General features: G+C 59.0%; 2 rRNA genes (1 of these 2 only partly in view). Both read left to right on the top strand.

Annotated features, from left to right (window positions below):
- Positions 1-16 precede the first annotated feature (16 nt).
- Positions 17-1,535, top strand: a 16S ribosomal RNA gene (locus A6V29_RS04325).
- Positions 1,536-2,008: 473 nt separating this feature from the next.
- Positions 2,009-3,286: ribosomal RNA gene (locus A6V29_RS22100) — 23S ribosomal RNA — on the top strand; it runs 1,738 nt beyond the window's last position.
- Together the 16S and 23S rRNA genes form the textbook arrangement of a ribosomal RNA operon.

Below are 3,286 nucleotides of genomic sequence, written 5' to 3'. Positions count from 1 at the left end.
GCTGGTATCGAATTCATCTACGGAGAGTTTGATCCTGGCTCAGGACGAACGCTGGCGGCGTGCTTAACACATGCAAGTCGAACGGTGAACCTGCTTCGGTGGGGGATCAGTGGCGAACGGGTGAGTAACACGTGGGCAACCTGCCCCTGGCTCTGGGATAACTCCAAGAAATTGGGGCTAATACCGGATATGACCGCTGACCGCATGGTCTGGTGGTGGAAAGATTTATCGGCTGGGGATGGGCCCGCGGCCTATCAGCTTGTTGGTGGGGTAGTGGCCTACCAAGGCGACGACGGGTAGCCGGCCTGAGAGGGTGACCGGCCACACTGGGACTGAGACACGGCCCAGACTCCTACGGGAGGCAGCAGTGGGGAATATTGCGCAATGGGCGGAAGCCTGACGCAGCGACGCCGCGTGGGGGATGACGGCCTTCGGGTTGTAAACCTCTTTCAGCAGGGACGAAGCGAGAGTGACGGTACCTGCAGAAGAAGCACCGGCCAACTACGTGCCAGCAGCCGCGGTAATACGTAGGGTGCAAGCGTTGTCCGGAATTATTGGGCGTAAAGAGCTCGTAGGCGGTTTGTTGCGTCGGCTGTGAAATCCTGAGGCTCAACCTCAGGCCTGCAGTCGATACGAGCAGACTAGAGTGTTGCAGGGGAGACTGGAATTCCTGGTGTAGCGGTGAAATGCGCAGATATCAGGAGGAACACCGGTGGCGAAGGCGGGTCTCTGGGCAACAACTGACGCTGAGGAGCGAAAGCGTGGGGAGCGAACAGGATTAGATACCCTGGTAGTCCACGCCGTAAACGTTGGGCGCTAGGTGTGGGGCTCATTCCACGAGTTCCGTGCCGCAGCTAACGCATTAAGCGCCCCGCCTGGGGAGTACGGCCGCAAGGCTAAAACTCAAAGGAATTGACGGGGGCCCGCACAAGCGGCGGAGCATGTTGCTTAATTCGATGCAACGCGAAGAACCTTACCTAGGCTTGACATGCACGGAAATCCTCCAGAGATGGTGGGTCCGTAAGGGCCGTGCACAGGTGGTGCATGGTTGTCGTCAGCTCGTGTCGTGAGATGTTGGGTTAAGTCCCGCAACGAGCGCAACCCTCGTTCCATGTTGCCAGCACGTAATGGTGGGGACTCATGGGAGACTGCCGGGGTCAACTCGGAGGAAGGTGGGGATGACGTCAAATCATCATGCCCCTTATGTCTAGGGCTGCAAACATGCTACAATGGCCGGTACAAAGGGCTGCGATACCGCGAGGTGGAGCGAATCCCAAAAAGCCGGTCTCAGTTCGGATTGGGGTCTGCAACTCGACCCCATGAAGTTGGAGTCGCTAGTAATCGCAGATCAGCAACGCTGCGGTGAATACGTTCCCGGGCCTTGTACACACCGCCCGTCACGTCACGAAAGTCGGTAACGCCCGAAGCCGGTGGCCCAACCCTTGTGGAGGGAGCCGTCGAAGGCGGGATCGGCGATTGGGACGAAGTCGTAACAAGGTAGCCGTACCGGAAGGTGCGGCTGGATCACCTCCTTTCTAAGGAGCATCTCGCCGGCAAGCTCAGCTTGCTGGTGCAGAGCCACGCCCAGGGCAGGACGGCTCGTCATCTCCGACGGGTCGCGGGTTTCTGGGGTGGTGCTCGAGGGTGGAACGCTGACCAGTTCGGCCGCCGGCTGTGGCCGGCTCCTAGTACTGCATGCCTGTGGTGTGCGTGGAGGGGAGTCGCTGCCGGTGGTGGTCGTAGGCACGCTGTTGGGTCCTGAGAGAGCGGGCCGTGCCCCTGTGTGGGGTGTGGGTTTGCTGGTCTCTTGTCAGGGCCTTCCTGTTTCTCGTACCACTGCTGGTCTGCGGATCGGTGGGTTCGGCGGGGGCGTGGGGGAGGTGGCTGGTCGTACGTTGAGAACTGCACAGTGGACGCGAGCATCTTTTTGACTCTTGTTTGTGGAGAGTTCTTGTAGGCCCGCACGGCGGGTGTCCTTCCGGGCGCTTGTTGTGTGGGGTTTTTGTGTGGCCAAGTTGTTAAGGGCACACGGTGGATGCCTGGGCACCAGGAGCCGATGAAGGACGTAGGAGGCTGCGATAAGCCTCGGGGAGCTGCCAACCGAGCGTTGATCCGAGGATGTCCGAATGGGGGAACCCCGCACCAGTCATGTGGTGTGACCCGCGCCTGAACACATAGGGCGTGTGGAGGGAACGTGGGGAAGTGAAACATCTCAGTACCCACAGGAAGAGAAAACAACAGTGATTCCGTGAGTAGTGGCGAGCGAAAGCGGATGAGGCTAAACCGATCGCATGTGATAGCCGGCAGGCGTTGTGTGGTCGGGGTCGTGGGACCGTCCAGTACCTTCTGCCGAGGGTACGGGGAGTCAGAAAATGTGGTGTTAGTGGAAGGCCTCTGGAAGGGGTCGCCGTAGAGGGTGAGAGCCCCGTACACGAAAATGCTGCATCTCCCGGACGTGTTTCCCAAGTAGCACCGAGCCCGTGAAATTCGGTGTGAATCTGGCGGGACCACCCGCTAAGCCTGAATACTCCCTGGTGACCGATAGCGGACAAGTACCGTGAGGGAAAGGTGAAAAGTACCCCGGGAGGGGAGTGAAATAGTACCTGAAACCGTGTGCCTACAAGCCGTGAGAGCCTTAGCCTTCGGGCGGGGTGATTGCGTGCCTTTTGAAGAATGAGCCTGCGAGTTAGTGGTACGTGGCGAGGTTAACCCGTGGGGGGTAGCCGTAGCGAAAGCGAGTCCGAACAGGGCGATCGAGTCGCGTGCTCTAGACCCGAAGCCGAGTGATCTACCCATGGCCAGGTTGAAGCGCGGGTAAGACCGCGTGGAGGACCGAACCCACTTAGGTTGAAAACTGAGGGGATGAGCTGTGGGTAGGGGTGAAAGGCCAATCAAACTCGGTGATAGCTGGTTCTCCCCGAAATGCATTTAGGTGCAGCGTCACGTGTTTCTTGCCGGAGGTAGAGCACTGGATGGCCGATGGGCCCCACAAGGTTACTGACGTCAACCAAACTCCGAATGCCGGTAAGTGAGAGCGTGGCAGTGAGACTGCGGGCGATAAGGTTCGTAGTCGAGAGGGAAACAGCCCAGATCATCGGCTAAGGCCCCTAAGCGTGTGCTAAGTGGAAAAGGATGTGGAGTCGCAGAGACAACCAGGAGGTTGGCTTAGAAGCAGCCACCCTTGAAAGAGTGCGTAATAGCTCACTGGTCAAGTGATTCCGCGCCGACAATGTAGCGGGGCTCAAGCACACCGCCGAAGCCGTGGCATTCACACAACAACCCGTCG

Source organism: Blastococcus sp. CCUG 61487, assembly GCF_005222955.1.
Classification (GTDB): Bacteria; Actinomycetota; Actinomycetes; order Mycobacteriales; family Geodermatophilaceae; genus Blastococcus.
The sequence above is the reverse complement of the archived record's forward strand: the minus strand, read 5'-3'. Positions and strand labels throughout refer to the sequence as shown.